Origin of the sequence: Campylobacter showae (assembly GCF_900699785.1) — a bacterium.
GTDB lineage: Bacteria > Campylobacterota > Campylobacteria > Campylobacterales > Campylobacteraceae > Campylobacter_A > Campylobacter_A showae_D.
In genome coordinates, this window is record NZ_LR535679.1 from 168,368 (window position 1) to 193,999 (window position 25,632).

At 40.8% G+C, this 25,632-nt stretch carries 26 protein-coding genes and 1 tRNA gene; 21 read left to right on the plus strand and 6 right to left on the minus strand.

From position 1 onward, the window contains the following. The first annotated feature begins 34 nt into the window (after positions 1 to 34). The 3 genes from E4V70_RS00755 to E4V70_RS00765 are packed head-to-tail and all read left to right on the plus strand — an operon-like array spanning position 35 to position 1,893. On the plus strand, positions 35 to 568 hold the full coding sequence (locus E4V70_RS00755; protein WP_122863007.1) for a rhomboid family intramembrane serine protease: 534 nt from the start codon (positions 35 to 37) through the stop codon (positions 566 to 568). Next, positions 565 to 1,404: a ferritin-like domain-containing protein gene (locus tag E4V70_RS00760; protein WP_122863008.1), complete on the plus strand. Its 840-nt coding sequence runs from the start codon at positions 565 to 567 to the stop codon at positions 1,402 to 1,404. Before E4V70_RS00755 ends, E4V70_RS00760 begins: the two co-directional genes overlap by 4 nt. Further along, a complete protein-coding gene (locus E4V70_RS00765; RefSeq protein WP_122863009.1) occupies positions 1,405 to 1,893 on the plus strand; it encodes a SixA phosphatase family protein in 489 nt (162 codons plus the stop codon). A 585-nt stretch (positions 1,894 to 2,478) separates the two neighbouring features. On the opposite strand, the gene E4V70_RS00770 is transcribed toward E4V70_RS00765, so the two are convergent. After that, positions 2,479 to 2,555: transfer RNA gene (locus E4V70_RS00770), tRNA-Arg, on the minus strand. A 378-nt stretch (positions 2,556 to 2,933) separates the two neighbouring features. Here E4V70_RS00770 and E4V70_RS00775 point away from each other — a divergent pair. From E4V70_RS00775 to E4V70_RS00790, 4 genes are read left to right on the plus strand one after another with little or no spacing between them, the layout of a single operon-like run. Beyond that, entirely contained in the window at positions 2,934 to 4,400 is a 1,467-nt protein-coding gene (locus E4V70_RS00775) for an acetyl-CoA carboxylase subunit A (protein ID WP_122863010.1), read from the plus strand. Beyond that, entirely contained in the window at positions 4,393 to 4,614 is a 222-nt protein-coding gene (locus tag E4V70_RS00780; protein ID WP_122863011.1) for a hypothetical protein, read from the plus strand. Before E4V70_RS00775 ends, E4V70_RS00780 begins: the two co-directional genes overlap by 8 nt. Beyond that, positions 4,608 to 5,330, plus strand: a complete 723-nt coding sequence (locus tag E4V70_RS00785) for an arginyltransferase (RefSeq protein ID WP_232037793.1) — start codon at positions 4,608 to 4,610, stop codon at positions 5,328 to 5,330. The genes E4V70_RS00780 and E4V70_RS00785 overlap by 7 nt, the downstream gene beginning before the upstream one ends. A gap of 35 nt (positions 5,331 to 5,365) precedes the next feature. After that, positions 5,366 to 6,184 carry an adenylosuccinate lyase gene (locus tag E4V70_RS00790; protein WP_122863012.1) on the plus strand — a complete coding sequence of 273 codons (819 nt, stop codon included), beginning with the start codon at positions 5,366 to 5,368 and terminating at the stop codon, positions 6,182 to 6,184. Between the two features lie 521 nt (positions 6,185 to 6,705). Here the strand turns inward: E4V70_RS00790 and E4V70_RS00800 are convergent. The 4 genes from E4V70_RS00800 to E4V70_RS00815 are packed head-to-tail and all read right to left on the minus strand — an operon-like array spanning position 6,706 to position 9,332. Further along, the gene (locus E4V70_RS00800) at positions 6,706 to 7,968 is read right to left on the minus strand and encodes an RNA polymerase factor sigma-54 (RefSeq protein ID WP_122863013.1); all 1,263 of its coding nucleotides are present in this window, start codon (positions 7,966 to 7,968) and stop codon (positions 6,706 to 6,708) included. Next, positions 7,968 to 8,696, minus strand: coding sequence for an LPS export ABC transporter ATP-binding protein (gene lptB / locus E4V70_RS00805; protein WP_002947715.1), 729 nt, complete (start codon positions 8,694 to 8,696; stop codon positions 7,968 to 7,970). The genes E4V70_RS00800 and lptB overlap by 1 nt, the downstream gene beginning before the upstream one ends. Continuing rightward, a complete protein-coding gene (tsaE, locus tag E4V70_RS00810; protein ID WP_122863014.1) occupies positions 8,689 to 9,090 on the minus strand; it encodes a tRNA (adenosine(37)-N6)-threonylcarbamoyltransferase complex ATPase subunit type 1 TsaE in 402 nt (133 codons plus the stop codon). Before tsaE ends, lptB begins: the two co-directional genes overlap by 8 nt. Next, entirely contained in the window at positions 9,087 to 9,332 is a 246-nt protein-coding gene (locus E4V70_RS00815; RefSeq protein WP_122863162.1) for a S4 domain-containing protein, read from the minus strand. Before E4V70_RS00815 ends, tsaE begins: the two co-directional genes overlap by 4 nt. Before the next feature lie 166 nt (positions 9,333 to 9,498). On the opposite strand from E4V70_RS00815, the gene E4V70_RS00820 reads away from it, so the two are divergent. From E4V70_RS00820 to E4V70_RS00890, 14 genes are all read left to right on the plus strand, one after another. After that, on the plus strand, positions 9,499 to 10,722 hold the full coding sequence (locus E4V70_RS00820; protein WP_122863015.1) for an argininosuccinate synthase: 1,224 nt from the start codon (positions 9,499 to 9,501) through the stop codon (positions 10,720 to 10,722). Positions 10,723 to 10,735: 13 nt separating this feature from the next. Continuing rightward, on the plus strand, positions 10,736 to 11,182 hold the full coding sequence (rplI, locus tag E4V70_RS00825) for a 50S ribosomal protein L9 (protein WP_122863016.1): 447 nt from the start codon (positions 10,736 to 10,738) through the stop codon (positions 11,180 to 11,182). After that, complete coding sequence (hslV, locus tag E4V70_RS00830; RefSeq protein WP_002947707.1) at positions 11,183 to 11,716, plus strand: ATP-dependent protease subunit HslV; 534 nt, start codon at positions 11,183 to 11,185, stop codon at positions 11,714 to 11,716. A 7-nt stretch (positions 11,717 to 11,723) separates the two neighbouring features. Continuing rightward, positions 11,724 to 13,046 (plus strand): HslU--HslV peptidase ATPase subunit, encoded by a 1,323-nt coding sequence (hslU, locus tag E4V70_RS00835; RefSeq protein ID WP_122863017.1) that lies wholly within the window; start codon positions 11,724 to 11,726, stop codon positions 13,044 to 13,046. Beyond that, positions 13,043 to 13,912, plus strand: coding sequence for a GTPase Era (era, locus tag E4V70_RS00840; protein ID WP_122863018.1), 870 nt, complete (start codon positions 13,043 to 13,045; stop codon positions 13,910 to 13,912). The genes hslU and era overlap by 4 nt, the downstream gene beginning before the upstream one ends. 111 nt (positions 13,913 to 14,023) lie before the next feature. Next, positions 14,024 to 15,535: a hypothetical protein gene (locus E4V70_RS00845; protein WP_122863019.1), complete on the plus strand. Its 1,512-nt coding sequence runs from the start codon at positions 14,024 to 14,026 to the stop codon at positions 15,533 to 15,535. After that, the gene (gene pilO / locus E4V70_RS00850; protein WP_122863020.1) at positions 15,535 to 16,197 is read left to right on the plus strand and encodes a type 4a pilus biogenesis protein PilO; all 663 of its coding nucleotides are present in this window, start codon (positions 15,535 to 15,537) and stop codon (positions 16,195 to 16,197) included. Before E4V70_RS00845 ends, pilO begins: the two co-directional genes overlap by 1 nt. A gap of 377 nt (positions 16,198 to 16,574) precedes the next feature. Beyond that, complete coding sequence (gene mshL, locus E4V70_RS00860; RefSeq protein ID WP_122863021.1) at positions 16,575 to 18,110, plus strand: pilus (MSHA type) biogenesis protein MshL; 1,536 nt, start codon at positions 16,575 to 16,577, stop codon at positions 18,108 to 18,110. Beyond that, positions 18,100 to 18,921, plus strand: a complete 822-nt coding sequence (locus tag E4V70_RS00865; RefSeq protein WP_122863022.1) for an ATP-binding protein — start codon at positions 18,100 to 18,102, stop codon at positions 18,919 to 18,921. The genes mshL and E4V70_RS00865 overlap by 11 nt, the downstream gene beginning before the upstream one ends. Beyond that, complete coding sequence (locus tag E4V70_RS00870; RefSeq protein WP_122863023.1) at positions 18,914 to 19,819, plus strand: transformation system protein; 906 nt, start codon at positions 18,914 to 18,916, stop codon at positions 19,817 to 19,819. The genes E4V70_RS00865 and E4V70_RS00870 overlap by 8 nt, the downstream gene beginning before the upstream one ends. A 110-nt stretch (positions 19,820 to 19,929) precedes the next feature. Further along, positions 19,930 to 21,687, plus strand: coding sequence for a GspE/PulE family protein (locus E4V70_RS00875; RefSeq protein WP_122863678.1), 1,758 nt, complete (start codon positions 19,930 to 19,932; stop codon positions 21,685 to 21,687). Further along, a complete protein-coding gene (locus E4V70_RS00880; protein WP_122863024.1) occupies positions 21,684 to 22,934 on the plus strand; it encodes a type II secretion system F family protein in 1,251 nt (416 codons plus the stop codon). The genes E4V70_RS00875 and E4V70_RS00880 overlap by 4 nt, the downstream gene beginning before the upstream one ends. 21 nt (positions 22,935 to 22,955) lie before the next feature. Next, entirely contained in the window at positions 22,956 to 23,459 is a 504-nt protein-coding gene (locus E4V70_RS00885; RefSeq protein ID WP_122863025.1) for a PAS domain-containing protein, read from the plus strand. An 11-nt stretch (positions 23,460 to 23,470) separates the two neighbouring features. Continuing rightward, complete coding sequence (locus E4V70_RS00890; RefSeq protein ID WP_122863026.1) at positions 23,471 to 24,733, plus strand: methyl-accepting chemotaxis protein; 1,263 nt, start codon at positions 23,471 to 23,473, stop codon at positions 24,731 to 24,733. Positions 24,734 to 25,175: 442 nt separating this feature from the next. On the opposite strand, the gene E4V70_RS00895 is transcribed toward E4V70_RS00890, so the two are convergent. Next, positions 25,176 to 25,613, minus strand: coding sequence for a GatB/YqeY domain-containing protein (locus E4V70_RS00895; protein ID WP_122863027.1), 438 nt, complete (start codon positions 25,611 to 25,613; stop codon positions 25,176 to 25,178). Positions 25,614 to 25,632 lie beyond the last annotated feature (19 nt).

A 25,632-nucleotide genomic window follows, 5' to 3' on the forward strand; every position in this document is an offset into this window, starting at 1 on the left:
TTTATATGATAAAGCCTTTAAAAAGGAGCCGTTTTTGAAAGCTACGATATCGCTCATCGCATTAAATTGTCTAGTATATTTTGCCGTTTACTGCGGCATTTGCGGTAGTAATGTGACGCTTGGGCTAAATATGTTTTTCACGGACGGATTTTACGTCTGGCAGCCGGCGACCTCGATGTTTATGCATGCAAATTTAGCCCATCTGCTGATGAATATGGCTGTTTTGTATCAGTTCGGATCGCTTCTAGAGCGGTACTACGGCAGCGAAAAATTCGCCGTCGTTTACTGCGTCGGAGGCGTTTTGACCTCGCTGCTTAGTTTTATTTATATTTATGTTATGTTTAAAACTAACGGAACTTTTATAAATTTAGTCGGAGCTAGCGGCGCGATCAGCCTACTACTAGGCGTTTTGGCGTTTTTAGACGCAAACAGCCGAAAAGGGCTAATAATCGCTATCTTGCTAATGAGTTTTGCACCCGTAGCCATGGGCGTAAACGTCGCCTGGTACGCGCATATCATCGGCTTTGCGCTAGGGTATTTCGGGGTAAAATTTAAGGTGATAAAATGAGATTTTTCGATCAAATTTGGGAAATTTTAGAGTGCGGCGACAAGGAGCTTAAATTTGATAAATTTAAACGATTTTACGCCGAGTACAAGGCCGGTAAATTTGACGCGCAAATAGAAGAGGGCGGTAAATTTGACGAGATAAAACAGCTCGAGCACCCAAGCTACGCGGCATTTTGCGAGGTCGTAGCGATGAGAGAAATCGGCGGCAAAAAGCAAGCGGACAAGCAAAAAGCCTTCCTTCACTCGATCGCGCACATCGAATACAGCGCCGTAGATATCGCGCTAGATGCGGCGTATCGCTTCCGAGCGCTACCAAAAGCCTACTATGACGACTGGCTAGAGGTCGCCGAGGATGAGATCAGGCACTTTAAGATGATCAAGGATCACATGGCTAAATTTGACGTAAAATACGGCGATTTTGCCGTACACGACGGGCTTTTTATCGCTTTGCAAAATACCTCCGCGTCGCTGCTTGAGCGCATGGCGGTGCTGCCTAGATACATGGAGGCAAACGGCCTTGACGCAAACGCTTTTATGCTAAAAAAGCTGGAAAACGAGCGCGAAAAAGACGGGAGCAAGGCACGTCTTTGCGAAATTTTGCAAGTCATCTTAGACGAGGAGATCTCGCACGTCTCAAAGGGCGATCGTTGGTTTAAATTTGCCTGTGAAAAAGAGGGCGTAAGCCCCGAAATCTACGCGCAAACCGTGCAAAAAATCTACCCTAAAGCTTTTTTGCAGTCTCGCGAACTAAACGTGAGCGCGCGCCTCAAATCAGGGTTTAGCGAGGCAGAGATCGAGCGCATAAAAAATCTATCAAAGGCCAAAAAGGCGGAATAAATGAAAAAAATCTACTTTATCAGGCACGCAAAAGCCGTAGAAGAGGGCGAAGGCAGCGACTTTGAGCGCGATCTAAGCGAGCGCGGCAAAAAAGACCTAGCACTGATGTGCGAACGGCTAAAAAAACACGAGGTAAGGACGGACGCGATATTTGCCAGTCCCGCCAAACGCTGCGCCAAAACGGCTCAAAAGCTAGCCGAAGCAGTCAAATTTAAGAAGAAAATCAAATTTAAAGACGAGCTATACGGAGCGCAGACACATGAGCTTTTGACTTTCATAAGAGAGTTTGACGACAAATTTCAAAGCGTATTTGTCATAGCCCACAACGACGCGATAACGGAAATTTGCGAGCTTTTAAGCGATGCCGCTATAGGAAATATCCCAACCTGCGGCATCTTTTGCATCGAATTTGACGGTAGCTTTAAAGAACTAAAAGAACACGGCGCAAAGGCTCTGTTTTTTGACTATCCTAAAAAACATAAAAAGTAGGGCTAATTAAAAGCTCTATTTTATTCCCGCATTTTTCATCGACTTAATTACTTCAAAAAATTATCTCAAAAAACATACGATAACGAGCAAAATATTTAGCAAAATAAGCATAAAAATTATCCGTTAAATTTAGCATGAAATTTGATGGATAAATTATTTTAATTCAAAAGGTAAAATGCTAACAAAAACCGTATTTTCGGTATTTGCTGAAGATATTGAGGCGATACAAAAGAGATATAAATATTTATTTGAAAATTATAGTTTTCAATACAAAATGGCAAAAATAGTCTGCATTTTACTTTTTGCCTTACTTTTATAAGCATTAAAATATGTATCATAAAAATTGAGTGTTTTCTGTATATGGGATTAATTTTTTGATTTTTAAAAAACTTTAGCACTAAATGTTTTATTGCAGATTAATTGTATATTTTTTGTAGCAAAAAAATTAAATTAGAATTTTATATTCAAAGGTCTTTATGCCTAAAATGATTTATCTACAAAACCCCTAGAACAAAAAATAAAGAAAAGAAAAATAGAACAAGTATCGGAAATTTATAAAAAGAAGGGGATTAATTAAGAAATAAATGGTGCGCTCGAAGGAATTCGAATCCCTGACCTTTTGAACCGCAATCAAATGCTCTATCCAGCTGAGCTACGAGCGCACTTTAAAAGAAATGTGAAGTATAGCCAAAGGTTTCTTAAATCTTTCATAAATTTTGATATATTTGTAAAAATTTCATTTTTTACCTACCCTACTACATCAAAATTTGCCGTAAGGCCATCAAATTTCAAATTTCTGCACCAAATTTGCCATATTTAATCGTCTATAAAAAATCTTTATGTTATCTTATGCGATAAATTTAGTTAAAAACAAGTACGCTTTATTTCAAGTAATAGCAAGCACTAAAACATAGAAATAAATTAAGGGAAAAAGCCAAAAAATTAATAGTAAAACAGCAAAGATAGTAAAAAAGCAAATTTCAAGCATCAGCAAGCAAAAAAGAGTAAAATTTGAAAAACGATAAAGAAAGGAAAGCCAAGTGATACATAAAATTTTAATCGCAAACCGCGGAGAGATCGCCGTTCGCGTAATTCGTGCCTGCAAAGACCTACACATCAAAAACGTCGCCATCTACACCAAGCCCGATCAAGACTGCCTGCACGTCAAAATAGCCGACGAGGCCTACCAGATCGGCATCGATCCGATCAAGGGCTACCTAGACGCCAAGCGCATAGTCGAGGTCGCAAAAGCATGCGGCGCAGACGCGATACACCCGGGCTACGGATTTTTGAGCGAAAACTACGAATTTGCCAAAGAGGTCGAGGATGCGGGGCTGGTTTTCATCGGACCTACTGCCGACGTCATCCGAAAAATGGGCAACAAAAACATCGCCCGCTATCTGATGAATAAAAACGGCATCCCTATCGTGCCCGGCACCGAAAAGCTAAACAACGAAACGATAGAAAACATCAAACTATATGCCGAACGCATCGGCTACCCGGTCATCCTAAAAGCTAGCGGCGGCGGCGGCGGACGGGGCATCCGCGTCGTGTGGAAGGAGGAGGAGTTAGAGTCTAGCTTTGAAAGCTGCAAGCGCGAGGCTAAGGCGTTTTTTAACAACGACGAAGTTTTTATGGAAAAATACGTCGTAAATCCGCGCCATATCGAATTTCAAATTTTAGGTGACAAATACGGCAACATCATCCACCTAGCCGAACGCGACTGCTCGATCCAGCGCCGCCACCAAAAGATCCTCGAGATAGCACCCAGCCCCACTATGAGCGAAAGCCTGCGAAAAAGCATGGGCGTGACCGCAGTCGCAGCGGCAAAGGCCGTAAACTACACCAACGCCGGCACGATCGAGTTTTTGCTCGATGATTACAACAACTTTTATTTTATGGAGATGAACACCCGTATCCAGGTCGAGCACGGCGTGACCGAGGAGATCACGGGCGTGGATCTCATCGTGCGCCAGATCCGCATCGCTGCCGGCGAGATCCTAGACATGGAGCAAAGCGACGTCATCACGCAGGGTTTTGCGATCGAGGCGCGTATCACCGCCGAGGACGCATGGCAAAATTTTATCCCAAGCCCCGGCGAGATCAGCGGTTACTACCCTGCTCTAGGCCCTTCCGTTCGCGTGGATAGCCATCTATATAAAGACTATCAGATACCGCCGTTTTACGATAGCTTGCTAGCTAAGCTCATCGTACGTGCGCCTAGCTACGATCTAGCCGTAAATAAACTAAAACGCGCGCTGGATGAGTTTACGATCGAGGGCAGCGTCAAAACCACGATCCCGTTTTTGCTCAGCATCAGCAAGGAGCGCGACTTTAGGCGAGGATTTTTCGATACGTCCTACGTCGAAAACAAGATGCCTACCCTGCTAGAAAAGATGAAAACCAAAGACAACGAGGACAACGAAGAGGTGATCGCCGCCATCGCCGCCGCGATACAAAGAGTAAAAGACGCTAGGAAATTTAAAGAGGAGCACGCGGATGAATGATTTTTTCGATAGCTTAAAGGATATAAAAAAAGAGCTACAAAAGGAGCAAAATGCAAATTTGAGCTCAAATTCAGCTGCCAAAAATGCCACGAAACAAAATTTAAAACCTGAGCCAAAAACCTTCAGCAAAGAAGAAGCCATCGCGCACAAAGAGCAAAATTTACGCGATGAGTTTCTAGCCTACGTCAAGGACGCGGATATCAAAAAGTGCTAGTCGTGCCATTTTCCACCCTGCCTAGCCCCTGCCCCTACCTCAAGGACAGGGACTCGCGCATGGAGTATCGCTACATAGACGGCTGCGACTTTGCCGTAAACGACGCTCTAGCTAGGCGCGGCTTTAGGCGCTTTGGCAAATATTTCTCCAAGCCAAACTGCGTGAGTTGCCGCGAGTGCGTAAATATCAGGGTCGATGCGCTAAATTTTAAATTTAGCAAATCCGCCCGCCGCACTATACGCAAAAACGAAAACACCAAAATCATCCTCACAAAGCCGCTCATAGACGACGCGCACGTAGCGCTATACAAAAAATACCATAAATTTATGCAGCAAAAGCGCGAGTGGAAGTACTACGAGCTGGACTTTCGCCGCTACTACGAGCTCTACGTCGCCGGGCACGCGGAGTTTGGCAAGGAGATTGCATATTTTGCGGACGGCAGGCTCATCGGCGTCGATCTCGTGGACATCCTTAGCGACGGCATCTCGGCGGTTTATTGCTATTACGATCCTGATTTTGCGGACCTTAGCATCGGCAGATACTCGCTCTATCAGCAAATTTTACTGGCTAGGCAGCTAAATTTACGCTGGATATACCTAGGCTACTACGTCAAAGACTGTCCTAGCCTAGCTTATAAAGCCGGCTACAAACCCTACGAGCGCCTGCGCGAATACGTCCCGCTAGATGAAACGCCCGTATGGGAAAAAGCGGAATAAAAAATGCTTTCAAATGCGTTTTATAAAGGCAAAATTTGATAAAAGTAAGTCAAAATCTAGAATCTCTAAGCATAGAAACATCAGACGCGGATCTGTTTTTCGAGCTGCAAGCACTCATAAAGCGAAACTTCGCCAAGACGCTGGGGCAAAAAGGCAAAGTGATGTCGTTTTACGACGAAAACGAGAAGGTTCAGCGCAAATATTTCGTCAAATTTCTAAAAAAACTCTGCCAAAGATACGAGCTAAAAAACGTAAATTTAAACTTCGCCGAGTATAAAACCATCAAACTCCACTACATCCAACCATACTCGCTCAAAGCCATGGTTTTCGTCGACGTCGCCTTCGTGCGCGGCGGCGCGATATTTAGCTTCGATCGCTCAAACGAATCTTTTATCTCGCACATCATCAGGGGCTTTGAGTCAAAGCAAATTTTATCCGCCGAGGGTCAAATCGCCCTAAATATCGCAAATTTGGGCGAATGCGCACGCCTAGAGGAGCTGTTTAACAAAAGCGAATATATGAAATTTTCGATCATCTTTAACTATAACGAAGAGGAATTTGAAAAATTTAAAAAACGCATCAAAATCTGCGCCAAGAAAAACGAAGCCAAATTTGCCGCGCTGGCTAGCCTTTTCGAGGATCATTTTACAGTGCTTGGATGCGATAAAAACGATAGCTTCAAGGATGTGCGAAACCGCTATCTGGAGCTTGTTAAAGCCTATCACCCCGACTTTCACGCCGCGCTTAGCCCCGAGCTTTTGGACGAATACAAAACGCAGTTTCAGCGTATCCAAAACGCTTACGAGAGCTTGAAGCCGTATTTTAAAGAGCTTGAAGCGGGAGCGGCGGAATAAGATTTAAATTTTAGACTTTAGCATAAAAAATATAATTTAATAACCGTTTAATTGTACCCTGAAAAATCACGCAAACTATAGCCATAATTAACGCGTAAGGGCCCATAAACAACATCAAAATCAAAGAAATAGTAAGATTAAAAACGTAAAAGTAACTATCGCCGTTGCTATCGTCGAAAAATATATCTATAGGCGTTATTTTAATATTTTGATCGCAAGGAATAAGCCCTAAACAGCGAAATAACCAAAAAATCGGTATAGCCAAAATCAAACCGAAAAATAAACCGCCCATGATGTTGTCCATGCCGGGAGCGATGCCCTCAATCAAATAAGTACTCGCAATGCCTAAAAATAGGACAAAAAGAATAAAAAATATGCGCTTCATATGGATATTTTAAATTTTCGAGACTTAAAAATCAAGAGAAATACGATGCGAGCCTCACCAAAACTCCGCTTAAATTTAAAATTTACGCTCAAATTTACGGCGCTGGGCAAATTTGCCTCGCTCCAAACGTCAAATTTTACTTACCGGATTGCAGCAGATAGGTCTTTTTGCGTTCGCTAGAGCTGCCGATATTTAGCGCGAGGCGGTATTTGGTTATCGTGCGGCGGACGACCTCGACGTTAAATTCCTTCTTTATAAACTCCAAAATTTTTAGATCGCTAAGCGGCTTGGCGGGATTTTCGTTTCGGACGAGATTTGCTACGAAGTCCTTTATGGCCTTGTTTGAGACGTCCTCATCGATCGCGGCGGAGAAAAAGCTCTTTATAGGCACGAGCCCGCGTGAGCACTCTAGGTATTTGTTTGAGATGCCGCGCGAGATGGTTGAGGGGTTTCGCCCCAGATCCTCGGCGATATCTTTTAGGCGCATAGGCTTGATGTCGCCGCCAAAAAAGTAATCATACTGATACTCCACTAGCATGAGGGCGATCTTTCTAAGCGTGGCTTTTCGCATATCAAGCGCGTCTATGAGGTCTTTTGCCTCTTTTACGCGCGAGGCGACGAAGCTCTCTTTTTCGTCCAGCCCTTCGACGTCTATGACGATCTCAGGATAAAAGTCGTCATTGATGCGCACCTCGATACCGCCCGAGCTCGTGTCTATGACGATGTCGGGGATGATCGCCGCAGCCTCGCTCATATACTCGATCGCGGGCGGATTTTTTAGCCTCTTGATGACGGCGAGAGCTTCGTTATAGAGCGGAATTTTGCGCATTTGGGAGAGGTTTTCGAAATTTAACGCAAGCTTTTTAGCGCTTTCAAAGAGCTTCTCGTCCAAATTTAGCTCCTCAAGCTGAAACAAAAAGCTCTCTTTGTAGTCCTTTGCGCCGATGCCGGCGGGCTCGAGGTAGGCAAACCGCTTTCGCACCGACTCGATCTCCGCCTCGCTAAATTCGTCAAACGTTTCAGGCTCGTAGTAGCCCTCCTCGTTTATGCACTCGATGATTTTCATCGCGATTTTTTGGGATTTTTCGGTCGGAAAAAGGGGCTTATCTATCTGCTCGATTAGCTTGTCGTAAAGCCCCGTTTTAGCCACGCTAAAGCTTTCGATACTATCAGTTACGCTGTTTTTTGATATTTCTTTGAAGAAATTTTTATCTTTTTTAGACGGCGCGGCGCTCGGTAGCTCGCTTAAATTTCGTTGCTGCACGCTTGCAAACGGATTATCCGCTAAAAACGGCTCAAGAGTCTCCTTTAGCTCCTCGACGCTGCTGCTTAGTATCGGCAGCCACGAGCGCAACGTGTGCGAGAGCTTATTTTTGGGAGCTTGAGTTTGCTTTAGCATTATTCTACGAATTTAAACTCTTCACCCAGATAGTGGGTGCGCACGAGTTTGTTATTCGCGACTTCGTTCGCACTGCCGCTAGCTAGCAGGCTACCGTCTTTGATCACGTAGGCGCGGTCGCAGATAGCTAGCGTCTCGCGGACGTTGTGGTCGGTGATGAGCACGCCGATGCCAAGCTTTTTTAGATCGCGAACGATGCTTTGTATATCGCTAACGGCGATCGGATCGACGCCGGCAAAGGGCTCATCCAGTAGCAAAAATTTAGGCGTGATAATGAGGCTTCTAGCGATCTCGCAGCGTCTGCGCTCGCCGCCGCTTAGGCTCACGCCCTTTCGCAGGCGTATCGGCTCGATATTTAGCAAATTTAGCATCTCGTTTACTTTTTTCTCGCGGACGGCTTCGTCTTTATATAAGATCTCGGCGCCGAGCAGTAAATTTTCCTCGACGGAGAGATCTTTAAATATACTTGATTCTTGCGGCAGATAGCCGATACCCATATGCGCACGCTTGTGTAGCGGCACCTTCGTCACGTCCGCACCGTCTAAAAATACGCTGCCGCTAGAGGGCGAGATGAGCCCGCAGATCATATAAAACGTCGTCGTTTTACCCGCGCCGTTTGGACCCAGCAGCCCTACTACCTCGCCGCTTTTGACCTCTAGCGAGATACCTTTTATGATGTTTGTTTTTTTGATTGTTTTTTGTAAATCTTTAACTTCTAATTTATGCACCGTAAACCTCGTATTTTCGCCCTTTTTGGCTAGGCGAGATGACTACCTTGACGCATTTTTCGCCTAAATTTTCTAGCGCCTTTTCCAGTCGCTCGTCGCCCCACTCTACTAGATGAAGCCCCTCTTCTAGCAAATTTTCAAAAAGCCCGTTTTGCAAAATCGCGTCAAGTCCGTTTTGATAGATATCGTAGTGATAAATTTTATCTCCGTAGCTTTGCATGACCGAAAACGTCGGCGAAGTAACCTCTGCATCGATGCCGCGAGCCTTTACGATAGCTTTAACTAGCGTCGTTTTGCCGCTGGCTAAATTTCCCTGCAAGATAACGACGCCTCTTTGGGGTAAAATTTTTACCACTTCATCAAGCTCGCCTAGTCCTAAATTTAGCTCTATCATAGCTCTTTTACGTATAGCACTTGGGCTGATTTTGGGATACTTTTGGTCTCCGGGATCGCTAGCACCTCGTAGCGCGCCTCTCTCGTTAAAAATTTAATCGTTATTACGTCGCCGATCTTAACCTCTTTGGCCGGTTTGGCGACGACGCCGTTTACGCTCACGACGCCGCTTTTGCACATGTCTTCGCTGACCGCGCGCCTTTTTGTGATATTTACGGTATTTAAAAACTTATCTACTCTCATGGCGGCGATTTTAGCCAAATTTGGCTTAAATTTTTAATTCCTAGCCGCTACATATTAAATTTAATGTAAATTTGATGTTTGGCGTACGCGATTTTAGCGGAAATATTTATTCCAAATTAATCAAATTTGGCTAAAATACGCGTCATCTCAATATAAAGGATAGAGAATGAAAAAAGATGTGAAAAAAGTCGTTCTCGCCTATTCGGGCGGACTTGATACGAGCATTATTTTAAAATGGTTGCAAGACGAGTATAAATGCGAAGTGGTGACCTTTACCGCCGATATCGGTCAGGGTGAGGAGCTGGAGCCTGCACGGCAAAAAGCGCTGGAGCTCGGTATAAAACCCGAAAATATATTTATAGAGGATTTAAAAGAGGAATTTGCACGAGATTTCGTATTTCCGATGTTTAGAGCAAACGCCGTTTACGAGGGCGAGTATTTGCTAGGCACCTCGATAGCTCGACCGCTGATAGCCAAACGTCAAGCCGAAATCGCCGCCAAAGTAGGCGCCGACGGCGTGAGCCACGGAGCGACCGGCAAAGGCAACGACCAAGTGCGCTTTGAGCTAGGCTACTACGCGCTGGGAGACAATCTAGCCATCATCGCTCCTTGGCGCGAGTGGGATCTAAATAGCCGCGAAAAGCTACTAAAATACGCCGAAAAAAACGGTATCAAAATAGAAAAAAAACCAGGCAAAAGCCCCTACTCTATGGACGCAAATTTACTCCATATCAGCTACGAGGGCTTAGTGCTTGAAAACCCCGCTCACGCGCCGGAAGCCGATATGTGGCGCTGGACGGTAAGCCCAAAAGACGCTCCGAACGAAAGCGAAACAATAGAAATCGGCTATGAAAAAGGCGACCCGGTTAGCATAAACGGTAAAAAAATGAGCCCTGCGGCGCTGCTAGCCGAGCTAAACCGCCTAGGCGCAAAACACGGTATCGGCAGACTCGACCTCGTAGAAAACCGCTCGGTCGGTATGAAAAGCCGCGGCTGCTACGAAACTCCTGGTGGCACAATAATGCTAAAAGCTCACCGCGCGATCGAGAGTATCACGCTAGACCGCGGCGCGGCACACCTAAAAGACGAACTAATGCCTCGCTACGCAGAGCTCATCTATAACGGCTACTGGTGGTCGCCTGAGCGTATCATGCTGCAAGCGCTCATCGACAAGAGCCAAGAAAACGTAAACGGCACGGTCAAAGTCGAGCTCTACAAAGGTAACGTCATCGTGCTAGGACGCGATAGCAAGACGGACAATCTCTTTAGCGAGGCGTTTTGTACGTTTGAAGAAGACAGCGTGTTTGATCAAAAAGACGCGAACGGATTTATCAAGCTAAACGCGCTAAGATTTATCATCGGACGCAAAAACGGGCGCAAATTTAACTAAATAAAGGACAAAAATGAAAGTACTACTAATAAAAGACGTAAAATCGCTCGGAAAAGCCGGCGAAATCAAAGAGGTAAAGGAAGGCTACGGAAATAACTTCCTAATCGGAAAAGGCTTTGCTAAGGCCGCGACTCCAGATGTTTTGCGCCAGTACGAAGCCGAGCAAAAACGCAAGGCCGAGGAGCTAAAATACGAGATCGCAAATATAGAAAAGCTAAAATCCGAGATCGAAAAAGTCACGCTCAAGGTTAAAAAGCCGCTCGGAGCAAACGGAGCGCTCTTTGGCGCGGTGACAAAGGATGAAATTTCAGAAGCGCTAGAAAAAAATCATCATCTAGTCGTAGATAAAAAGGCGTTTGATTTTGCTCACACTATAAAAGCGACCGGCATCTACGAAGTTGACGTCAAGCTCGGCCACGCCGTGCGAGCCACGCTAAAACTAGACGTCGAAGGCGAATAAGTGTTTCACGCGACTACCATTTTAGCCTATAAAGGCAAGAACAAATCGGTCATCGGCGGCGACGGACAAGTGAGCTTTGGCAACACGGTGCTAAAAGGCAACGCGGTAAAAATCCGCAAAATCCACGGCGGCAAGGTCCTAGCAGGCTTTGCCGGCAGTACCGCCGATGCGTTTAATCTCTTTGATATGTTTGAAAACAACCTCGAGCACGCCAAAGGCGACCTGCTAAAAGCGGTGATCGAATTTAGTAAAGAGTGGCGCAAGGATAAATATCTGCGCAAACTAGAAGCTATGATGCTGGTGCTTGACCGAGAGAAAATTTTCCTTTTAAGCGGAACGGGCGACGTCGTAGAGCCCGAAGACGGCAAGATAGCCGCCATTGGAAGCGGCGGCAACTATGCCCTATCCGCAGCTCGCGCGCTGGATAAATTTGCTCAGATCGACGAAGAGGAGCTCGTAAAAGAGAGCCTAAAGATCGCGGGCGAAATTTGCATTTACACGAACACGAATATAAAAACCTACGTTTTAGAATAGAGAAAAGATGAATTTAACCCCAAAAGAGATAGTGAAATTTTTAGACGACTACGTCATCGGGCAAAAAGACGCCAAAAAGATCATCGCCATCGCGCTGCGAAACCGTTACCGCAGGATGAAACTAGATAAAACGATGCAAGACGATATCATGCCAAAAAACATCCTGATGATAGGCTCGACGGGCGTGGGTAAAACCGAGATCGCAAGACGTCTGTCAAAAATGATGGGCTTGCCGTTTATCAAAGTAGAAGCTAGCAAATATACCGAAGTGGGCTTCGTAGGACGCGATGTAGAAAGTATGGTGCGCGACCTGGCGGCTGCATCGGTAAATTTGGTTAAAGCCGAACAGCGCGAAAAAAATCGCGAAAAAATCGACGAATACGTAAAAGATAAGATAATAAAAAAACTCCTACCGCCTCTGCCGACGGGTGCGAGCGAAGAGAAAAAAGCCGACTACGAAAAAAGCTACGAAAAGATGATGAGCAGGCTCGAAAATGGTGATCTAGATGATCTAAGTATCGAGATAGAAGTCGTGCAAAATAGCTTTGACGCGGGAGCCAACGTGTCGCCCGATATGGCGCAAATGCAAGAGAGCTTCGTCAAAATCATCGGCCTAAGCAACAAAACCGTCAAAAAAGAGATGAAGGTAAAAGACGCTAAAGAGGCGCTCAAAAACGAAGCTAGCGATAAAATTTTAGATATGGAGAGCATCAAAACAGAAGCCGTGCGAAGAGCCGAGAACGAAGGCATAATCTTTATCGACGAGATCGACAAAGTCGCGGTAAGCTCCGGAAACTCGGGTAGGCAAGATCCGAGCAAAGAAGGCGTACAGCGCGACTTGCTACCTATCGTGGAGGGCTCGACGGTGACGACCAAATTTGGCGCCATAAAGACCGATCACATCCTTTTTATCGCCGCGGGCGCCTTTCACATCAGCAAGCCAAGCGATCTAATCCCGGAGCTTCAGGGACGTTTTCCGCTGAGAGTCGAGCTTGATAGCCTAGATGAAAATGCGCTGTATCAAATTTTAACCCAGCCTAAAAATTCGCTACTCAAACAATACGAAGCGCTTTTAAAAACCGAAAACGTTGAACTTAAATTTAACGATGAAGCTATCAGAGCTATCGCCAAAATAGCCCAAAACGCCAACGAAAAAATGGAAGATATCGGCGCCAGGCGTCTACACACCGTGATCGAGCGCGTGATCGAGGATATCAGCTTTGAGGCTAACGAGCACGGCGGCGAGACGGTAGAAGTGGACAAAGCTCTCGTAGAAAAGCGCCTCTCAGACGTCGTCGAGGACCAGGATCTAGCGAGATATATCTTATGAAATCAGGCTTTGTTAGCATCATAGGCCGTACAAATGCGGGCAAAAGCTCGCTTTTAAATTTTTTGCTTGATGCGAAGATCACCATCGTCTCGCACAAGCAAAACGCCACGAGGCGCAAGATCAGCGGTATCGTGATGAACGGCGAAGATCAGATCGTTTTTACAGATACGCCGGGACTTCACGAGAGCAACAAGACGCTAAACAAACTCATGATAAACGAAGCGATAAAATCGATGGGAGACTGCGATGCAATCGTATTTTTGGCGCCTATTCACGACGACATAGAGGACTACGTCAAATTTCTAAATTTAAATCCGCAAAAACCACATATCTTGGTGCTCACCAAGGTTGACGAAGTCTCAAACGCCAAAGTGCTTGAAAAAATCGCGCAGTATCAAAAATTTCAAGACAAGTTTACCGCGCTTTTACCTTTTAGCGTCAAAAAGCAAACCTATAAAAAGCCGCTTTTGGATGAAATTTGCAAGCTTTTGCCCGAGCACGAGTATTTTTACGATCCGGAATTTTTAACGCCGACAAATGAAAAGGAAATTTTTCGTGAATTTATCCTTGAGGCGCTCTACGACAATCTAAGCGACGAGATCCCCTACTCTACCGACGTGCTCATAGATAAGGTCAAAGAAAAACCGGAAATAACTGAAATTTATGCCACCATAATCACCGAGCGCGAGATACATAAATCTATGATTATCGGAAAAAACGGACAAACCATCAAAAGAATCGGGATAAATTCAAGAAAGTTAATATCAAATTTTACCGGACAAAAAATCCTCGTAAAGCTCGTTGTAGTCGTTAAAAAAGACTGGCGCAAAGACGAAAAAACTATAAAAAGCTTGAATATTTTATAAATAATTATTAAGTTGCCTAATTTTTGTGCTATAATAACGCCATTGGTTGTGGGTTCTATTATTTTTTTTGCAATCATACAATTGATTATTTGTTTGGAGGAAATTTAAACTATGGCAAAAAACAAAGGCGATACAGGAAGCATAGTCACATACGATCCGTATCTGCAAACCTCTTATGCTTTTTCTAATAATAAAATTTTTCCAACGGAATTAAGCAAAGCTAATAAAAATAGCTTTTTCATATCGTATGTCAAATATAAAGATATCACGGTAGGAAGCGTGGAAATTCCGATATCGACCGAAGAAGACGATACGTCAAACCTAATAACCATAAAAGCCTATGAGCAATTTAACCTAGATCCAGCAACTGAATACAAGATAGTGTACAATGAGGTTCCAAATATCTCATCCGAAACTAAAATTTTTAATGTATTTATATCTGACGTTTTGTCTACAGATAAATTATACTCTTTAGCAATAAAGAAGATTCCATTTATAGATTACGTAGTTCCTGCCCCATTGGCGTTTGATGCATTATACAAAAAGAACATACTTTCTACTCAAGACACGGAAGCCTTTATAGTAATACAAGAGGATGACGCATTTATAGCAGTTTACTACAACGGAGAGTATATTCAGTCAAGACCGCTTAGGTATTCTATAAAAAATATTAGCGAAAAATTTGCCACTTTAAGCGGAGATAAATTAAACGATAGTGCGTTTTTAAATATACTTAAACACGGAACAAATACACTTGATGATAAAAATAAAAATTTCATAACGGAAATTTTTGACGAGATATCCTATTATATAGGCGATATCGTAAATAGTCTTAGCAGGTTTAACGGGTCAAGTATTTCAAGCATATATATAGTAGCTGATGCAATAATGGGTGATTTTGCAGAATTTATGCAAGAAAAACTAAATATACCAACTAAAAATCTTGAGCTAAATATCGCAATAAATTCAAAAGAAATAGAGATAAGCAACATCCATAATATTATGGTGGTTAATGCGCAATACTACAAAGAAACTCATGAAAATGATTTTAACTTCTCAAATTTCTTGCGCCCGTTGCCACTATTTCAACGCAGTAGCGGTAAACTTGTTACATATGTATTGGTTGGCTTATTGCTCGGCCTATTACATCCATTATATATTTACGTATCAGGAATCATAACCGATATAGATACTGCCGATAAAAAAAGCGAATACGAAATCAATAATGCAGATAAAATAAGAATAGAGGGGGCTCTAGCAGCTATTGATCAACAAATTTTAGACACTTCAAAGTTAATTGAGGCAGAACAAAAAAAAATTAACTTTAGAAAAAATACTATTAGCGAAATTTATGACAAAAAAGTTAATTATCCTATGAAGGGCATTGTACTGTTTGAGCTTAGCAATCTAATAAATAATAAAGACATACAAACTGCAAAAATCAATAACTCAGATAGAAACATGACAGTTACTTTGGTAAGTAAAGATGAAAAAAAATTAACGGAGCTTATACAAAATGTAAGCAATTCTGAAAGATACTCCATTTTGACGAGGGAAATTTTGCTCGATAAAAATTATGGAGTACTATCATATGAAACAAATGTCACTATAAAGATTAAATAATGAAAAAAGATAATGCACTTGTAAAAATCGATAACTATTTCGACGGGAAAAAACCAAGCGAAGTTACAATAATGCTATTTATGGCACTTGTACTATCTGGCGTTATTGCATATTATGCAATTATACAGTACGCAGAGGACTATTATGATGTCTCAATGTCAACCAATAGTCAAATAACCGAGGAACTAAATAAAGTAAATACTTATCTAGATAGCGTAAGCCAAAACAATGATAGAAACAATGATAGAAATTTTAAAATAAATCAGAAACAAAACGAGCTAAAGCAAAGACAAAACGAACTTGTGGATGCTAAAAATATGAATCAATATTTTGACAATAAACTCAGAGAGTTATCATATCTAATTTTTAATGAGCAAAGCTGGGCTGATTTCTTAGATAGTTTGGCTCTTTTAGCAAATAAAAATAATGTAAAAATAACAAAAATTGTAAATACCTTTAAAGAGCCTAACGCGCAAAAAATAGAGCAAATACTTGATATCAATGTCTCAGTTGATGGCAATTATAAAGATATTATAGGCTATATCAATGCTATTGAAGAATCAAAACTTGTAGTGGACATCAATGGAATAGATATAAACTCTACCAATGGCAAATTAAAAGGAAATATGGGAATTTACATATGGGGGATGAAATATCAATGAAAACTAGAGTCTTATTTTTTTTGTTAATGCTTTGTTCTGCATCTCTAGCTAATAATTCTCAAGCAGAAATGGAGCACTATGATCAGCTTTTTAGTGCAACAATGAGCAGCGAAAAGGCTTAAGCGATTCGGAGCTAAAAAGCCTTTCTGATCCTTTTTTAAAACTAAAAACCATAAATCATGACAACAATGGTTCTTTTGACGACACATTTGATCTGCAAGCTATTTTTAACAATAAGGCTAAAATAAATGGCAAGTGGTATCAAGCAAAAGATCGTGTTGGCGAGTATGAACTTACAAACATTAAATCCAAGAGTGTTACATTAATAAACAAAGATGAAAAAATCGATTTAAATTTAACAAAAGGGGCAAATAACAATGTCGTTATCAAAATTAAATAGAATTTTTACCATATCCATTATAACTGCTTTTTCACTAACTGCAGCAAGTGCTAATAGTTGTGAAAAAAGGGTTTTTAATCTCAAAATCAACGAACAAGTTTCTGTTCAAGAAATTTTAACGCAACTGTCAGACATGTGTCATTTTAGTGTCGTCACAAAAGACCAATTTGCCAAAGATGCCATAAGCGAACCGCTTTTTGGAATCAATATAAAAGACAAGACGCTGAATGAAATTTTTAGCCTTTTACTCTCCGAAAAAGATATGAGCTATACCTTTTCTCAGGATATATTAAAAATTTCATCTCTTCAAACTAAAACATTTAAGATTGATTATATAACGTCAGTTAGAGAAGGAACCGCTATCACAAAAGCTTCTGTTGATTCTGCCCCAATTGAGATTGGTGACGAAGAAAAAGATGAAGGACAAACAGATATTACAAAAGGCGGTGGTAAGCTTGATAACGTAATAAGAACGGTTGAAAAATTTGATTTCTGGGAAAAATTAGATACAGAAATCAAAGCCATATTAAATAATACAACGGAAAACATAGTAGCACCAGATCCTATTATTAACGCAAATGCAGGATTGGTTACCGTAACCGGTACAGCATCTCAGCTAAGAAGGGTATCTGACTATATTAAAGATGTACAAGAAAGACTCAAAAAGCAAGTTATAATAGATGTTACTATTGTATCTGTTGAATTGGGAAATAATTATACAAAAGGAATTGATTGGAGCAAATTTAGTGTTGGCTTCAAAACCGGTCTCGCTACCGGCGGCCCACTTGCTGGACAAAACAATGGAGGAACTCTTACTTGGTCCAATAGAGGAAACAGCTTTAATGCTGGCTTTAATCAAACGCTAAATTTAATGGCCGGATTTAATTTTAATCTAGATGGTGTTATAAATTTTTTAGAAACAAATGGAAAAACAAAAGTTGTATCAAGTCCTAAAATCACAACACTAAATAATCAACAAGCTTTGATTTCGGTAGGCGATAACGTGAACTACCGTGTTCAAGAAGAAAGCCAAAACAACAATGCTCTAAATGGCAGAACCACCATAACATATAAACAATATTCTGTTTTTATAGGAATTTTACTAAATATCTTGCCAGAGGTTTCGGACGATAATAAAATCATGTTGCGCATCAACCCATCCCTTAGCAGTTTCAAATATAATGAAGACGATGTAAGGCAGAGCACGAGTATAAGAGAAATTGCGCCTGATACTATACAAAAGAAACTTTCTACAGTTGTTCAGGTAAATAGCGGTGACACTATAGTTTTAGGTGGGCTTATAGCGCAGTCAAAAGGCAAAGAAAATTCTAAAGTTCCTTTACTTGGTGATATTCCTGTCCTTGGACATGCATTTAAGAGCACGAAAGATAACATTAAAACAACAGAGCTCGTATTTATAATAACACCAAGAATAGTAGATGTGTCAAATGCTACCCCAATCAACCAGTCTCTTAAAGACTTAGGTTTTTCGAGGTCAATATATGAACAATAAATATACTACTCTTAAAAATATATTTATTGATATTGCACAAGAAAATGACTATATAAATTTAGATAAATCCATTATCGCATATAAAAAGATTTTGGATTTATTGCAAAAACAAGCAAAGTTAATTTTATTTTATGGCAAGCCTGGCTGCGGAAAAACATTTTTGCTAAAAAAAATCGTCAGCGATCTTAAAGATCGCGACGATATTTTATTTTTTCCGTACCCGTTTTTTAATGAATCGGAATTTGTAAAATCATTATATGAAGGGATTTTTAAAAAAGAGTCTCAAGAAAAAATCGAAACTTATGAGCAATTTATAAAAATATATGAGGCTAAAATTGAAGATAGCCAAGAAAAAAAGCAAATAATAGTTATTCTTGACGAATCACAACTTTATCCTGAGATTTTATTAGAAAAAATTCGCATAATGTCCGATAGTGGTCTTTTTAAATTTTTATTTGCCACGCATGAAAACGTCGATAAAGATGTACTATCAAGGGATTATTTTAAATCAAGAGTGTGGGAAAGTATAGAAATGGGCTCTGTTGACACAGAGGAAATGAAAGTTTATCTAGAAAATAAACTTCAGAATAGTCAATTTTTCTATATATTTTTAAAATTTACTGAAGAGCAATTTAGGCTTTTGAATGAATTAAGTCGTGGAAATTTAAGGATGCTAAACAAACTTATGTTTAATATTTTTGAACTCTATGAATATTTTGATGCAAATCAACCAACTATAATAGGCGGTGACAAAATGGTAACGAAAATTTTAGAGATGGCAGCCATCAAATCGGAGCTTATAGATGCTTGAAACATATGAGATATTGGAGCTAGAAAGGCGATGGAGAGCCTACGACAAAAAGAGAAAAGAGTTTAAGTTTTCAGACAAAAAGAACTACATATACGCCATTTCAGCTGTTTTGGCTATATCGGTTTCAGTATCTTCGCTTACTTTTTACTTACTAAAGGACTCGCTAGTAAATAATGTTAGTAGCACAACAATTAGCAAAGATATCAAGGAAAGCAATAAAGATACTATAAGACAGTCTGAAAATGTTGAGCCTGAGCAAAAAATCGATCCAAGCAACAATACTTTGTTAAATTCTGATAATTTTGGCGGAACCGAAAATATATCAAATTCTCAAAACAACAGTATCGCAAACGAAGATGCCTCGGACAATATCAATACTAAAATTCAGCAGCACGGTTGGGTAAATGCAAACGATATACCACAAGATATACAGCCGGCACCGGTAGACAATATGCATAAAAGCATTGGTGGCAGACAAGTTGCAGTAAAAACACCAACAGAAGAAATGATAAATTTTGATTCTGAAAAGCCTATTGTCGCAAAAAGCATGAGTAGCTCTCAAAATCTAAACAAATTCCAAATTCAATCTTCCGGCTCAGATGTTTCGGTAGATGAACTGACCGCTAAATTTGAAAAGTCAAATAGTTCCGATATTGCAGTACTGATTGCAAGAAGATACTATGACATCAAAGACTATAAAAATAGTGAAAAATGGGCACTAATAGCAAATGAGCTTGATAGCAACAATGAAGAGAGCTGGATAATATTTGCAAAGTCGAAATATAACCTAAAACAAAAAGATGATGCAATAAGCGTTCTTAGAATATACAACGATAAAGCAAATTCTGCAAATATCGAAGACCTTATGAGACAAATAGAGGACGATACTGCTCTGTAACGAGCAATCGTCCTATCAAATATTAGTGGATATTTAAGGCATTAAGGTAGTAATCTTAGTCTACGTGTTCCCATATATTATTATCTTAAAAATGTAAAAAGGTATTTTTTGTGAAAAAAATTTATGAAATATTTTTAACTGATATTTTAAAAAACAAATTAATAACCCAAGCACAATATTCGAATATAGAAACCGCATTAAGAGAAAAAAAAGATTTTGAATCAATTTTTCACAAGGAAGCACCAAATTTACAAAACGATTCTATATACGATATACTTGGCGAACTCTACAAAAGACAACGCATTACGATCGATGATATCGTAGAAAATTTCGCTGTAAATTTAAAAGATTTTCTAAAATCAGTAGCAACCAAATTTAAGCTTGAGTATATTGATCTAGATAACATTGATATAGATTACAAGCTTTGCGAGAAAGTCCAGCTAAATCAACTAAAAACATACCAAGCGCTACCCATAAAAGAAGATGAGATCGCCGTATATGTTGCATTTAAAAATCCTTTTGATATGTCTGGGCAAGATAGACTTCAGGCTGTGTTCAATAGAAAATTACTAAAGCCCGTTATCGCGGATCCCTCAAAGATTGACAAATATCTAAGCAAAGTTGAATTAAACGATAGCGTTAAAGGTATAGTTGCCGAGATCAGAAAAGAGCTCTCGTCAACGACGGTAATAGGCGGCAACGCAAATGAAAATAGCTCCGGCATATTAAAATTGATTGAAGTTATTTTGCGAACTTCTATAGTAAGCCGCGCAAGCGATATACATATTGAAGCTACAGCAACAAACTGTGTCGTGCGAGGCAGAATCGACGGCATGTTGGCTGAACTTTTTATCTTTGATAAAGACCTTTTTCCGCCTCTAGTATCGCGCATGAAGCTACTATCAAATATGGATATAGCTGAACGCAGAAAACCTCAAGATGGGCGCTTTTCTGCTCAAGTAGCCGGCAAAGAGTACGATTTTCGTATTTCTACTTTACCGATACTTCACGGCGAGAGCATAGTTTTACGTATTTTAGATAAATCAAAGGTCCTAATTAGCCTTGAAAATTTAGGCATGCATCCAAACACCTTTGATAAATTTAATAAAGCAATGAAAGCCCCTTATGGCATTATATTAGTTACAGGACCGACCGGGTCCGGCAAAACAACCACTCTTTACGCTGCATTAAACGATATAAAAAGCGTTGAGACAAAAATAATAACCGTCGAAGATCCGGTAGAGTATCAGCTAAATATGATTCAGCAAGTCCACGTAAATGAAAAAGTCGGACTCACTTTTGCTTCAGCTCTTCGCTCTATTTTAAGACAAGACCCGGACATCATAATGATAGGCGAGATCAGAGACCAGGAAACGCTTCGTATAGCCATTCAGGCCGCACTTACAGGACACTTAGTATTTTCAACGCTTCATACAAACGATGCAATAAGCGCCGTAACGAGAATCGCCGATATGGGGATCGAGCCGTATCTAATTAGCGGCGCATTGGTGGCGATAGAAGCTCAAAGGCTTGTTAGAAAGCTATGTCCAAACTGCAAACAAAAAACAGTTTTACCGTCAAATTTGCAAGAGCAGTTTCAAGACTTTTTACCGCAAGATTATCAATTTTATAAGCATGTCGGCTGCGATCAATGCTCGCAAACTGGCTATGTAGGACGAGAGATGATAAGTGAAGTTTTGCCGATAAGCGATAAGATCGCGGCAATGATAGCAAACGGAACCACAAAAGAAGAAATAAAAAAAGTAGCGCTCGAAGAGCATTTTATAGACATGTTTAAGGATGGCGTTATAAGAGCTGCGAGAGGCATTACGACAATAGATGAAGTATTTAGGGTGGCTAAAGTATGAAATTTTTTGAAGTTGAATATATGGCTAACGGTCGTCGCCAGAAGATGACCTTAAAGGCAAACAACAGAAGCGAAGCGCAGGCTATAGCAAAAAACAAAAATGCCGGCGTAATAGTAAAAGTCGGGGAAACAAAAAGCGTTCCATTAGAGGAGCAATTTGCCGATCTAATGAGTAAAGCGTCAACTTTTCTCGGTGGTTCAAAAATAAAAATCAATAACCTAATTGCTGCTTTTAGGCAGCTAAGCGTTATGACCAATGCCGGAATTTCAATCCACGATAGCATCAAAGAAGTATCTAAATCCACAGAAGACAAGAGACTTAAGGCTATATTTGCAACCTTAAACGACGACCTTAACCAAGGTCAAAGCCTGACCGATGCTATAACTAAATTTAAGGGTGAGCTCGGTGACGTAGTTGTAGCCATGGTGAAACTTGGCGAAAGCACAGGTAATATGTCTGAGTCGCTACATAAGCTATCTGAAATTTTGCAAGAAGTTTGGGAGAATCAGAGAAAATTTAAAAAAGCTCTTAGATACCCGATTATAGTAATGTCTGCGATGGCTATAGCTTTTGTCATTTTGATGCTGTTTGTCGTTCCTCAGTTTAGGGAAATATTTGAGCAACTTGGAGCTAAACTGCCTGTTCCTACGATTATTCTCCTCTCTATTGAGAGCGCATTAAGCAATTACGGCCTATACATATTAGCCGGTTTTATAGCCGCAATATACGCCATCAGATATCTATATAAAAGCAACGATGATTTTAAATACAAATTTGATAAATTTCTACTAAAAGTCTATTTGATCAATAAAATAATATTTTATTCAACCATGAATAGGTTTAATCTTATTTTTACAGAGCTTGTAAGAGCAGGTATCCCTATCGCCGACGCCCTTGAAACAGCGACTTTAACAGTAGAAAACCAAGATATACACGACAAGCTCGCTACGATAAAGATTGCAGTTTCAAGAGGCGTATCTTTAACAGAGGCTTTTAGAGACACTCAGCTTTACGAAAGCATGCTTATACAGATGCTAAGCGCTGGTGAAAAAGGCGGTGCGATAGATGCGATGCTTGAAAAGATAACCGATTATTACAAGGCTAAATTTAGCGATCTAGTCGATAACATCTCAAGCTACGTCGAACCGATCATGCTTTTGTTTATGGCCGGCATGGTTATCCTTTTGGCGCTTGGTATTTTTATGCCTATGTGGGATCTTGGAAATGCCGTTCAAGGGCGACAATAAATAGGAATTTAAGGAAGTAAAATGCAAACCAGTTCAAATGAGCGTCAAGTTAGCGCCGATGCATTTTTGGTTTCAAAAACCGACACAAAGGGCAAAATAACCTATTGTAACATCCCGTTTACCCAAATAGTCGGAGCAAAAGGTGATGAGCTTATCGGAAAGCCGCACAATATCGTAAGGCATCCCGATATGCCGCGCATTATTTTTAAAATTTTATGGGAGCACGTAAAAAATAAAAAAGAGGTTTTTGCCTACGTTAAAAACAAAAGCTTTGACGGTTCATTTTACTGGGTGTTTGCAAATGTGACGGCTTCGCTTGATCAAAATGGCAACACTATCGGTTACTATTCCGTTAGACGAAAACCAAACCCAAAAGCTTTAGAAATCATTATTCCGCTTTACAAGCAACTACTAGAGGCCGAAAAGAGCGGCGGCATAGAGGCGTCGTCAAGACTACTTGAAAGTGTTTTAAAAGAAAAAAATAAAAGCTATGATGAGCTGATGAATAATTTACAAAGATTGTAGTAGAGAGTGATATGTTTTTTAAAAAAGAAAAAGTAAGTTACGACGAAATTTTAAACGTAATCGAGCAGGCTAGAAACGGCTTTTTAGAGCCTAGAATTTTAAAAGTCGATCAAAATTCGCAAATCGGTAAAATAGCCATCGGCATCAACGACTTGCTCGATCAAGTCGAAGCCCTACAAAGAGAGATGAATACTTGCGTAAAATCTGCCGAAAGCGGGATACCTTATAGAAATATCTTCACAGATGGTTTTCGCGGGCTTTTTAGAACCAACGCCATATCCATGAGCGAGGGTGTCGATGGCATAAAAGCCGGACAAAAAGGTAAAACCAGAGGCATACTCTCTGAAAAATTTAGCGAGCTCGGTAGTGGAAACGACGGTATTTTAGAAGTACAAAACGACCTCAATCAGAGTATTAAAAATTTAACCCAAATTTCAACCATGGCGCAAGATACTTCGGTAAAGGCCAACGAAAGTATGTCTGCCGTAAGCGAACTTAGTCAAAATATGGGCAATCTAGAGCATCTCATCACAGAGTCGACCCAAGCCATTAAAAATTTAGCTCACAGAACCGAGGAAATTTCATCGGTAGTAAATTTGATCAAAGATATCGCCGAGCAAACAAATCTGCTCGCTCTTAACGCAGCCATAGAAGCGGCGCGCGCCGGCGAACATGGACGAGGCTTTGCCGTAGTCGCGGACGAAGTGCGAAAGCTAGCCGAAAATACGCAAAAGGCTACAAGCGAAATCGGCATGAACATCCAAACCCTGCAACAACAAACAAATGATCTAAACGACAACTCCAATAAAATCACGCAAATAGCGCAAGTCGCAAACGTAAGCGTGTCTAAATTTAGGGATGCCGTGAACGTATTTAGCCAGGGTGCGACGCAAAGCGCAAAAATCTCAAAATACGTCGAAAACAAAACAATCGGTATCATCGGTAAGATTAACCGAGTGACATATCTACAGACCGCATACGGAAACGTCATCAACGAAAGAGGCGACGACGAAAATATGCAAAAACAAACGCAAAATTTAAATGCATGGTATGAGAGCGCGGCGGCATATTTTGCAAATTCAAAAAGCTTCGAGAAGACAAGCGCTCCCGCAAAACAAATAAGCGATCTAGTAAAAGCTAACCTAGACGACTCAAAAAACGGTTACAATATGAACGATATCCAAAAATTCGTCGATAGATTTGCTAAAGTCAAACAAGCAAGCGGCGAGATATTTAAGATAATAGACGCAACGATCGAAGAAGGCGTAAAGTAACATTATATGAAATTTGAGCCAAATTTAAAACGTTTGGCTCAAATTTGAACCCTCTCATGCTACCTTAAAAAATTAGTCTAAAGCATTTCGATAAAAGCGAAAATCTTAGAATGCATAGTCGCAAGAAAATAGTACAAACCATGCCTGAAAGCAATCAAAAATATCTTGGATTTGTTTTAAACTTGTAGGCATAAATTTACACTCTTGTACAAGAGGCGCAAACATCCTTGCAAATTTATACCCATGAAATCAAAATTAGTAAATTTGCCCCGCGCCAACCAAAAACCGTATATCGCAAATTCAACAAATTTAACCCAAAAGCACACCGGCCATTCTCTGTATTGCCTTAATTCCACAAAAGGCAAACTTATCTAAAACAAGCTTGCCTCCTCTCAAATTTGACCAAATCCCAAAACAAATTCGGTCAAATTTAAATGCAAATTTAGCCCAGCAACCTCTTTGCGCACTCGCTTATGCTCTTGCCGTCGCTTCTAGCGCCGATTTTTTCTTTGGCCGCTTTCATCACCGCGCCGATATTTGCGCCCTCGCCTAATCCGGCGATGATCGCTTTTATCTGGGCTTCTAGTTCGTCTGCGCTTAGTTGCTTCGGTAGATAGCCGTTTATGATGTCGATCTCTTTTTGCTCGTTTTGCGCCAGATCGTCCCTGCCGCCGTTTTTATACTGCTCGATAGAGTCCATGCGGCGTTTGATCTGGGTTTGTAGGATCGGTAGCACCTTTTCGTCGGTCATTTCGGCACGCTCATCGACTTCGACTTGCTTGATGACCGAGTTTATGAGCCTTAGCGTGTCGCGACGAAAGTTATCTTTTTCTTTCATTGCAGTCTTGATGTCCTCTAAAATTTGCTCCCTAATCGTCATTTTTTCTCCTTTAAATTTA

What these genes read in the sequence shown, in the direction of transcription:
- E4V70_RS00780 (WP_122863011.1), top strand. Translation starts at nt 4,393, where the DNA reads ATGAATGATTTTTTCGATAGCTTAAAGGATATAAAAAAAGAGCTACAA.
- E4V70_RS00890 (WP_122863026.1), top strand. Translation starts at nt 23,471, where the DNA reads ATGTTTTTTAAAAAAGAAAAAGTAAGTTACGACGAAATTTTAAACGTA.
- E4V70_RS00885 (WP_122863025.1), top strand. Translation starts at nt 22,956, where the DNA reads ATGCAAACCAGTTCAAATGAGCGTCAAGTTAGCGCCGATGCATTTTTG.
- rplI (WP_122863016.1), top strand. Translation starts at nt 10,736, where the DNA reads ATGAAAGTACTACTAATAAAAGACGTAAAATCGCTCGGAAAAGCCGGC.
- mshL (WP_122863021.1), top strand. Translation starts at nt 16,575, where the DNA reads ATGTCGTTATCAAAATTAAATAGAATTTTTACCATATCCATTATAACT.
- E4V70_RS00765 (WP_122863009.1), top strand. Translation starts at nt 1,405, where the DNA reads ATGAAAAAAATCTACTTTATCAGGCACGCAAAAGCCGTAGAAGAGGGC.
- E4V70_RS00760 (WP_122863008.1), top strand. Translation starts at nt 565, where the DNA reads ATGAGATTTTTCGATCAAATTTGGGAAATTTTAGAGTGCGGCGACAAG.
- E4V70_RS00865 (WP_122863022.1), top strand. Translation starts at nt 18,100, where the DNA reads ATGAACAATAAATATACTACTCTTAAAAATATATTTATTGATATTGCA.
- E4V70_RS00800 (WP_122863013.1), bottom strand. Translation starts at nt 7,968, where the DNA reads ATGCTAAAGCAAACTCAAGCTCCCAAAAATAAGCTCTCGCACACGTTG.
- E4V70_RS00820 (WP_122863015.1), top strand. Translation starts at nt 9,499, where the DNA reads ATGAAAAAAGATGTGAAAAAAGTCGTTCTCGCCTATTCGGGCGGACTT.
- hslU (WP_122863017.1), top strand. Translation starts at nt 11,724, where the DNA reads ATGAATTTAACCCCAAAAGAGATAGTGAAATTTTTAGACGACTACGTC.
- E4V70_RS00880 (WP_122863024.1), top strand. Translation starts at nt 21,684, where the DNA reads ATGAAATTTTTTGAAGTTGAATATATGGCTAACGGTCGTCGCCAGAAG.
- E4V70_RS00845 (WP_122863019.1), top strand. Translation starts at nt 14,024, where the DNA reads ATGGCAAAAAACAAAGGCGATACAGGAAGCATAGTCACATACGATCCG.
- pilO (WP_122863020.1), top strand. Translation starts at nt 15,535, where the DNA reads ATGAAAAAAGATAATGCACTTGTAAAAATCGATAACTATTTCGACGGG.
- era (WP_122863018.1), top strand. Translation starts at nt 13,043, where the DNA reads ATGAAATCAGGCTTTGTTAGCATCATAGGCCGTACAAATGCGGGCAAA.
- E4V70_RS00895 (WP_122863027.1), bottom strand. Translation starts at nt 25,613, where the DNA reads ATGACGATTAGGGAGCAAATTTTAGAGGACATCAAGACTGCAATGAAA.
- E4V70_RS00870 (WP_122863023.1), top strand. Translation starts at nt 18,914, where the DNA reads ATGCTTGAAACATATGAGATATTGGAGCTAGAAAGGCGATGGAGAGCC.
- tsaE (WP_122863014.1), bottom strand. Translation starts at nt 9,090, where the DNA reads ATGATAGAGCTAAATTTAGGACTAGGCGAGCTTGATGAAGTGGTAAAA.
- E4V70_RS00815 (WP_122863162.1), bottom strand. Translation starts at nt 9,332, where the DNA reads ATGAGAGTAGATAAGTTTTTAAATACCGTAAATATCACAAAAAGGCGC.